This is a genomic window from Bradyrhizobium sp. Leo114 (assembly GCF_055229415.2).
The window spans coordinates 1-7,979 of record NZ_JBUYEN020000108.1 but is presented as its reverse complement, the minus strand read 5'-3'; the positions used below and the strand labels follow the sequence as shown (position 1 = coordinate 7,979).

General features: G+C 59.7%; 8 protein-coding genes and 2 pseudogenes. 2 read left to right on the top strand and 8 right to left on the bottom strand.

The features are described 5' to 3' along the window. The first annotated feature begins 352 nt into the window (after positions 1-352). Both ACZIRK_RS44090 and ACZIRK_RS44085 read left to right on the top strand, forming a co-directional pair. Positions 353-640, top strand: a complete 288-nt coding sequence (locus ACZIRK_RS44090) for a hypothetical protein (protein WP_130232033.1) — start codon at positions 353-355, stop codon at positions 638-640. Positions 641-954: 314 nt separating this feature from the next. Then, positions 955-1,182: pseudogene (locus tag ACZIRK_RS44085) on the top strand (transposase); the annotation flags it as partial. Positions 1,183-1,266: 84 nt separating this feature from the next. Here ACZIRK_RS44085 and ACZIRK_RS44080 read toward each other — a convergent pair. The 8 genes and pseudogenes from ACZIRK_RS44080 to ACZIRK_RS44045 all read right to left on the bottom strand — a co-directional run. Continuing rightward, entirely contained in the window at positions 1,267-1,563 is a 297-nt protein-coding gene (locus ACZIRK_RS44080) for a ferredoxin family protein (protein WP_130582215.1), read from the bottom strand. 32 nt (positions 1,564-1,595) lie between these two features. After that, positions 1,596-2,903 carry an FAD-dependent oxidoreductase gene (locus tag ACZIRK_RS44075; protein WP_463331954.1) on the bottom strand — a complete coding sequence of 436 codons (1,308 nt, stop codon included), beginning with the start codon at positions 2,901-2,903 and terminating at the stop codon, positions 1,596-1,598. A gap of 11 nt (positions 2,904-2,914) precedes the next feature. After that, positions 2,915-4,024, bottom strand: coding sequence for an electron transfer flavoprotein subunit alpha/FixB family protein (locus tag ACZIRK_RS44070; RefSeq protein WP_130231408.1), 1,110 nt, complete (start codon positions 4,022-4,024; stop codon positions 2,915-2,917). 13 nt (positions 4,025-4,037) lie between these two features. After that, positions 4,038-4,577, bottom strand: a pseudogene (locus ACZIRK_RS44065) (hypothetical protein). 467 nt (positions 4,578-5,044) lie between these two features. After that, complete coding sequence (gene nifW / locus ACZIRK_RS44060; RefSeq protein WP_028169330.1) at positions 5,045-5,386, bottom strand: nitrogenase stabilizing/protective protein NifW; 342 nt, start codon at positions 5,384-5,386, stop codon at positions 5,045-5,047. A 209-nt stretch (positions 5,387-5,595) separates the two neighbouring features. Continuing rightward, a complete protein-coding gene (nifV, locus tag ACZIRK_RS44055) occupies positions 5,596-6,783 on the bottom strand; it encodes a homocitrate synthase (protein ID WP_474419713.1) in 1,188 nt (395 codons plus the stop codon). Between the two features lie 204 nt (positions 6,784-6,987). After that, positions 6,988-7,458 carry a Fur family transcriptional regulator gene (locus ACZIRK_RS44050; RefSeq protein ID WP_474419711.1) on the bottom strand — a complete coding sequence of 157 codons (471 nt, stop codon included), beginning with the start codon at positions 7,456-7,458 and terminating at the stop codon, positions 6,988-6,990. A gap of 22 nt (positions 7,459-7,480) precedes the next feature. After that, positions 7,481-7,979: nitrogen fixation protein NifQ (locus ACZIRK_RS44045; protein WP_463703016.1), on the bottom strand; the 499-nt coding region annotated here is incomplete at its 5' end.

Sequence of the window (7,979 nt, the reverse complement as noted above, 5' to 3'; positions counted from 1 at the left end):
GAGAATTTCCTGCACCGCACCCTGGATCAGCGGCTTCAGGAACTCCTTGTCCGACCTCAACAACTCTTTGACTGCAGAGACGTCCGTCCTAATCTTCGTCACGGTCATGGCGGGTCCAAGCTCCTCTATGAGCGGTGATCTTCGCAATCACCGGACTTACCATGACCGCTCCAGCCTCTCAGGCTTTTGCAGAACCTTCCGCACACTACCTAAAAGCGCCAGCGGTTTGATTCTGATCAAGGAAGTGATCGAACTTTTTAGATAAACTAGCATCGTTCACTCAACCTCAATCGCGAGTTCACTTTGATCTGCAATAAACCCGGAAAACCGATCCCGATCATTAGGAGCACCTATGACAAAGGAAAATACAGCTGGATCCGATGGTCCGTTTACGCCTCCCGAATTGCTAAGATCATTTAATGAAATGCAAAGGAAGATGTCCGCAGTGGCAGCAAAGGAAGTATTGGGATTTGCAGCTTCCCGCCTACAGGACCAAGCCGACTACCTGACGAGTCTTGCCGGCTGCACAAGCTCTTCCGAAGCGCTCAAGTGCCAATGGGACTTCGCGCAGCGGTCGTGGTCGAAATCGCTCATTGACGGATGGAAAATGTTCGATAGCTTCAATGCAAAGAGGCAGTAATGGACTGCGGTTTGAGAGGTAACTTGTCGCGCTGAGGCGGGCTTACAATCAATATCGTCCCTCTATCGACCTGGCGCAGTCACGTTGCGATCGCAATCTTTTTTCTAACGGCGTCAGTATCCCTGCTAAACAGCGGAGCCAACGAGTCGTCCGTGAAGAAGCTCCCAAGTCATTGAGCGGGAGTCGAATTTTGGATCGGAGCGAGGGTCGGGATTGCAAGCTTTTTGGATTTGAAGGCCCGAAAGCTTGCAATTTGATTTCTGGGATTCCGTCGAATCGCGTGTCGTGATTCCGTGGTCGCAACGGAGGGGACGATGCGACCCAAGGAACGACGGGACAGCGGACAGGCCGACCTTCTGCGCTCGCGGCTGGACGCGATCATCGACATGAACCATGCGCTGGTGCAGCTGGCGCGGACGATCGACTGGGCATTCCTCGAGCAGAAGTTCGGCGCGGTCTATGAGGACAAGCCGGGCCGATTGGCTGCGGCGCTTAGGGTAGTGCACGAGCAACTATTCGCCCCAGCTGCCGTGTGCCGGCATCGTCGCAGCGAATTGATCAGGTCGCTCGTGGACCAATCTTGGGCCGTGCTTCTTGGCGATGACACGCGGCCTGCCGTTCAGCCCTCATCCAAACTTGAATAAGACGCCATATCCGCCACGCGGATAGCTCCATTCGATGTCGCCAGTGGGTTCGCCGATGACACGGCAGGTGCCGCATTCGATGCAGCCGTCGACGGTGACCTCGACCTGCCCCTTGTGGTTGAGCTCATAGCAGCGCGCCGGGCAGACCTTCAAGAGTGCAAGCAGCTGTGGGGACGGCTTCGTATGTGCGCGTACTTTGATGTGAGGATGACCGACGTCGACAAGATAGCGGTTGTAGAACAGCTTGTCCTCGACGCGCACTGATGTCTCGACATTCATATTTCAGCTTCCTTAGCTTTGATTCTGATGGGTTATCGCCAAGCGCGCGCGAGGCGGAATGCATCGCCAAATAAACCGGTCCATGACCGCGCATTGACAAAGGATTTCAACGTCAGCTTCTCCTTCTCGGCCTTCGGCGTGCCGTCGACCCGTACATAGTTCTGCATCGCCCTGGCGACGAGCTGCGGATAGGTGAGAAAGAAGTTTTGCGAGTTGGTATGCATCAGCATCGGCATATCCTTGTGCTTCTTGAGATCCTTGATCACGAAGGATTCGTCCAGCATCTTCTTGTAGAGCGACAGATTTGCCGCAGTCATGGGATAACGCCGTGATCTCACCTGGACGATAGCTTCCGCCGCAATGCGGCCCGAGGTCATCGCGAGGTTAGAGCCCTCGCGATGAATGGCGTTGTTGAGCTGCGCCGCATCGCCGACCACGACCCAGCCTTCGCCATACAGCTGCGGGATTGCCTTGTAGCCACCTTCAGGGATGAGGTGCGCAGAATATTCCTTGACCTCCGAGCCCTCGATCAGGGGCGCCACGGATGGATGACGCTTGAAGCGATCGAGCAGCCCATATGGCGTCTCTGCAGTGCTCTGAAAGTCGGCGACGATACAGCCGATGCCGATCGATATGCATTCTTTATTGGCATAGATGAAGCCCATCCCTGTCATGCCGCAAGAAATGGTGCCGGCCGCTTCGACAACGACGCCTTCGTCGCCCTTGAGATTGAAACGGGCCTCGATGGTCTCACGCGGCAAGAAGTGCATTTCCTTAACCGCGAGTGCCACCTTGTCGGGCTTGGGCCGCTCGCGCAGGCGCGCACGCGTACCGAGCAGGCCATTAACGCCTTCGGCCAGTACCACGACATCTGCGTGGATTTCGCCGTCGCGACGATCTGTACGAACACCGATGACTTTCCCATTGGCGTCCCGTACCAGCTCAGTGACCGTGGTCTCGCACAGCACGGTCGCGCCGGCCTCGCGCACTTTCGAGGAGAACCATTTGTCGAACTGCGCACGGATGATCGTGTACCGGTTCGGCCGCTCCTCGTTGAAGTCCTCGGAGCGGTAGTGCACGCCGACATGCGAGCGATCGTCCATCATCCAGAACCGTTGCTCGACGAGATGACGTTCGAGCGGAGCGTCGTCGCGGAAGTCCGGGATTAGTTTTTCCAGCATGTCGGCGTAGAGGATTGCGCCCTGGACATTCTTCGATCCAGCATATTCACCGCGCTCGAGCTGTAGCACCTTCATGCCGCGTTTGGCCATGGCCAGCGCCGCCGCGTTGCCCGACATGCCGGCGCCGACCACGATTGCATCGAACTTCTCCTCGATCATAACAACCTCCTCTAGCTCGCGATCCGGTCGCGCGAATGCGGCGAAAGCCGTGCACGAAAAGCGGCCGTCAGCGCGGGTAACAAGTGCATAGCGTCATTGACGATGCCGATGTGGGCGAAGTCGAAGATCGGTGCGTTCTTGTCGGTATTGATGGCAACGATCAGATCTGCGCCCTCTACGCCGACCCGATGCTGGATCGCGCCGGAAATACCTGCGGCAATATAGAGCTTCGGCCGGATGGTCTTGCCGGTCTGGCCGATCTGCCGGTCGGAGCTGACCCAGCCCTTTTGTACCAGCGGCCGCGAACAGCCATATTCCGCGCCGAGCACGTCGGCGAGCTGTCGTACCAGCTGGAAACTCTCCGGCGAGCCCAGCCCCAGCCCGCCGGCGACGACGGCGTCGGCGTAGGCAAGATTGGATTTGGCCGAATCACGGTCCGGCATGAAGGATAGCACCTTGGTGACGATGTCTTCTTCGAGCAGGCGGAGCGGATGGATGATAATGCGGGCGGCATCGCGCGCGAGGCGCTCTGGCATCGGCATCACGCGCGGGCGGACGGTTGCCATCTGCGGCCGGTAATTCAAAGTGTAGATCGTGCAAAGCAGCGATCCGCCAAATGTTGGACGCGTGGCCGCAAGCGAACCATCCGCGTCGACATCGAGCTCGGTGCAGTCGGCGGTGAGACCCGTCAGTAGGGTGGTGGCTACCGAGCCCGCAAGATCGCGACCGAGCGTGGTTGCGCCCAACAGCAGGATCTCTGGCTTATAGGTGTTGACGAGATCGGTCAGCGCCTTCGTGTGGGACTCGTTGCGATACTCCGACAGCACATTCTCGCTCACGAGATAGGCTAGGTCGGCGCCGTAGCAGAAGGACTCGAGCGCGGCGTTACGCGCGGCCTCGCCCTCCGGGCCGATAACAACCGCAGCGAGATCGACCTTCAGCTTGTCGGCAAGCTTGCGGCCCGCACCCATGAGTTCCCAGGAGACTGGATGCACCTGGCCGCGCTCCTGCTCGACGAAGACCCAGATATGCTTGTAGGCCTTAAAGTGCTCCGGCAATTCTCTTTTCGCTCCTGCGCGGCCGCCCGCGACCGGCGTAGGAGCTGTGGTGATGTTGCTCATAGCCTTGTCCCCCTCACAACCCGCGCGCCTGCGCCACAAGACCGGTTTCTAGCTTGGGTCGGCCCTTCAAGATGGCTTTCATCAGCAACTCGGTCGGCTGCTTCGTGGCTCCCATCCGCCTCCTCTCGGTTTGTGGCGAAGGCGCAAAGACACGCTTGACTATGATCGGCGAGCCGCGCACGCCGCATTTCGAGATGTTCTCGACGCTGGCCTCCTGCTCGCTCCATTTCACAACTGGCCCCAGCGGCGCGCGCAGGGCGTCGGTTATGAGACCGCGGCAAATCTGGCTCGCTTCCGGCATGGTTGGCAAGGCACGGCAGCTCTGTGCGCAACATCGACGCGCCGCGTTCGGCGCGGCGCTACACATCGAGCCTGGTGAGCGCGGTGATCTTACTGGAGAACTTTTCACGCAATAAGCGCGCGGCCTCGCGCGCAAACAAGGCGTCTTGTTTGACGATACTCGCCGACCCTGACGCAAGATCGTGTTGGTAAGGGGATTGACGCCGATCTGCGCGAAATCGGGAACCTGCTTGATGGAAACGATACTGTGCATGCCTTCTCCAGAGGTAGCGTGGAAACGCGAGTTACCCATTAGCGGCCAACGCCCGGTCAATCCCAGCCTCAACGGCGTCAAAGATAAGTTCGAACGGCATTAACGCGAGCGTGAGCCACAAGATGACGCCGGCGCAAGCGGCGAGCAGTAACGGTAACATGATTGGTCTTTCTCCAAATCTCATCTCGGACGGCAACAATTCTGTGTACGCCGGCGCCAATGACGGACTTGGCCGGAGAACAGCAAGTGTCGTACCAGTTGCACGCGATCGAAAATCAGAGCTCCGATCAATGACTTGAGAAAAATTGATGAGGGGTCAGTTAGCATCGCAGACAATACAATCCGCCCATACGTCGGGAAGGCGACAGCGTGGCTTCGCGCGTTGCTGTAGAGAGTTGATCTGGAGGAAGGCGAATGGCACAACACACCGCACCGACATGCAGGCAGATCTGAACTGATACATGAGGCTATTTCAGCGAGCTCAACGGCACGAAGGCCGCCGGTTTCTTGGGCTCGGCGACCGCATCCTTCAAGACCTTGAACACCCGCTGATCGATCGGCGAGGACGCCACGAAATCGGCATAAGCCTGCTCCAGCACCGCCTTGCACCGCGCCGTGACCTCCGCCTCTGCGCTACCTTCGAATTGTTCCTTGGCGAGATATTGCCCCATGCGCCTTAAGATATGCAGGCGCGCGACATTGACGATCTTGGGGTCGTAGTCGACGCCAAGCAGCGCAAAAAAATCTTCAGCCGACGAGGCCTTGTTGAGCCGATCCAGGATGCTGGCTGCCCTCTGTTTGTTGCTCATCGAAACTTTCCTTTGGGTTAGGCCCTCCGGCCGGTGGTCGGGACGCAGCACAGGCTGGTCACTTCTTGCGACGCTGCTTCGCGCACGCGGCGCTCTATATTGCCTACGTAGACTATGCGTTGGCGCATCAGTGCGAGCAGCGAGGATTTCCGCGGCGCGCCCACGGTTTCGAAGTGATCGGCCGTAATGGTGCCGGACCATGGCCCGCCTCACGCGCAATTTGTCAACGAGCGCTCGCGGATGTCGCGCCAGATCGCCACCACCGTCTCGCGCGCCACCGGCCGCTTGTGCTCGGTGGCATGTTTTCGCACCCGCGAGAGGATCTGTTTTGTCTCCTCGGAGCTGGCGGCGAGCTGCAACTCGTCAAGGAGCGTCGTGATCGCGGACAGCCCGGAATGCTTGCCGATCACAATATGATTGAACCGACCAAGCAAATGGGGGTCGAGCCACTGATAGGTGCGTTGATCCTGCAATAAGCCATGCACATGAATGCCGGATTCATGGGTGAACACATGCTCCCTGACGATGGCCTTGTTCAGAGGAATTGCACGTGCAGCCGCGGCTGCCACTACCGCGGCGACGTTCTCGAGCTCCGGCAGCACGATGCCGGTGGCGCGCCCGTAGAGCTGTTTGAGCGCGACGGCGACTTCTTCCAGCGGCGCATTGCCCGCTCGCTCGCCGAGCCCTATGACGGTCACCGAGGCGTGGCTCGCGCCCCCCTTGATGGCGGCGAGCGTATTGGCGGTTGCGAGCCCGAGATCGTCATGGCCGTGAAATTCGAGCTCGAGATCGGTGGTCGCGCGCAAACGCGCGATCAGCGCATAGGTGGAGTCGGGATCAAGCACACTGAGCGTATCGGCAATGCGAAAGCGCCGTGCGCCCGCGGCTTTTGCGATGGCGATCAGCGTGATGAGAAAATCGACGTCAGCGCGGGAGGAGTCTTCGCCGCCGACGGCGACCTCAAGCCCCCGCTCGCGGGCGTAACTGACCACCCGCCTCACCTGCTCTAGCGCCAGCTCGCGGTCACCGCTAAGCTTGGCGGCAATCTGCACGTCAGATGCCGGAATCGAGACATTGACCATCGACACCTTGGCCTCGATCGCCGCATCGACATCGGCTTCACGCATCCGGCACCAGCCGATGATGGTGAGCGGGAGACCGGCCTCAACGATGGCGCGGATGGCGGCGATCTCTTCACCGCCCATCCCCGGCGTCCCGGCTTCGATCTCGGTAACGCCGGCCCGCGCCAGCGCCCGCGCGATCGCCACCTTTTCGTCGGTGGTGAAGGCAACGCCAGGCGCCTGTTCGCCGTCGCGCAGTGTCGTATCGTTGAGCACGATCGGACTTCCCGATGCCGTCTCGGACCATGACGGTTTGGCAGAGGCGGCGGCGATCATGCGAAGCTCCTTGTTGTCTTTGGCAAAGCAAGGCTTCAGCAACCCGCATGCCACGCCGGCACCCGCCCCAAGCTGTTGAACAAGCACACAGTTTTTGGCTCAGCCGGGTTGTCGCAAACGCGACAGCGTGGCAAAGTCGACGCGTCGGCTTATCTCAGGGCGCGATCGCTTGGCATCAACTCGGCTTGCGACCCAGATGGATGATCAGATCGACGCGCGAGACTGCGTGGCCGGCAGCGGCACGGGAACATTCACAAGCAGGGGATTCGCATCGGGACCGTTGAGCAGGATATCGTCGCCGCCCAGATAATAACGCGGATGCGGCGTGGTGTTGGTGTCAAAAAATGATCGCGAACCGTCAACACGGATCCGACCCGATAGGCCGGCTCGCGTGAACTGGTTCAAAGTCTTGTAGACGGTAGACTGTGAGACCGGAAAGCCGGTCTCACGCGCCTCGGCAAATAACATCTCTGCGGTGACATGCCGCTCGCCCCTGGCAAACAACAACTCGCTTAAGATCACGCGCCGGCGCGTCGGGCGCAGCCCGGCCTTGAGCAACATATCCTTCCAGCCGGCGTCGGGACATTGCCTGCTGAATTGGGCGCAGGTCGTATCCACCTGCACCTCGTCGAAGCCAGCGCGATCCGCGCGGTCATCGGTTGGAAGTCTGGCCAACGGACGATCCATCCCGTGTTGCTCACATAGGCCAGATGCTGGCGGCGTCCGGGTTAGCCGCCCGCAACAGAACGTCACGCCGGCGCTCAGCCATCCGGCTCTCGCCACTTTCATCGCCAAAGCAGCGGTTGAAGTCCTTACATTGCGTGCACACCGGTGTCGTGCACATCACAAGGCCGTCGCCCTCGCACAGCATGCGATAGAAGAACCGCTTCCAGCGCATATTGTTGACATTGCGCGCGGCGAGCGGCGCGAAATGGCGGCTTAAGAGGCGGGATAATTCGCCACGATTGCGCAATCCGAGGTCTTCCCAGAGGTGATTTGGCTCGATCGCGCGACGCGCGATCATCGCAGCCAGCCAGTTGCCGATATCCCCTTCGGTCGAGCGTTGCGTGAGCAGGAGATCACGCAACATTGCGCCCTCATCGCTCTCATTGCGCTTGAAACGCAAGAGCAACTCCTCGGCGTTCATCCGAACCGACGGGAAGTACTGCTCCAGCAACGCCGCCAGCTCATGGCTT